This window comes from Rhodosalinus halophilus, assembly GCF_003298775.1.
Taxonomy (GTDB): Bacteria; Pseudomonadota; Alphaproteobacteria; order Rhodobacterales; family Rhodobacteraceae; genus Rhodosalinus; species Rhodosalinus halophilus.
Genome location: NZ_QNTQ01000073.1, coordinates 1 through 414 on the forward strand (window position 1 = coordinate 1; position 414 = coordinate 414).

Genomic DNA, 414 nt, shown 5'->3' on the forward strand with positions numbered 1-414 from the left:
GCCGAGAAAGGGTGAACCCCTTCGGCCTTGCAGCACCGGAATGGGTTGAGGGGTTCGGATGTTCCCATTATGTTCATGGCATCCCGCTTGAATCACGAGGCCGCCCATGTCGCTGCAATCGCTCGACCGTACCCAATGGAGTTATGCAGAGGCGCTGGCCCATGTGCAGAACGTGACCGTCGCACGGCGCGCTACGGAGGCGGCCAAGGCACCGCCGAAGCCCGTGCCCACGCACAACCACTGGAACCCGCCGCAGGATCCGACCATCGCGTGGAAGGGGGAGGCCGAGAACGAGTTGCTGGTCGCGTTGCGGGACGGCGATCTCATTGCGCAGGGCCGGTACACGGAGGAGCGCCCAAACGGCTGGGGCTACGGCAGCGGCAGCGGGTTCGGCCTGCACTCGGGCTATCACAC

Annotated in this window: 1 pseudogene; it reads left to right on the plus strand. The window is 65.5% G+C overall.

Features of this window, described 5'->3' with window-relative positions:
• Nucleotides 1-106: 106 nt before the first annotated feature.
• Nucleotides 107-414 (plus strand): annotated as a pseudogene (locus DRV85_RS18920) (hypothetical protein); the annotation flags it as partial.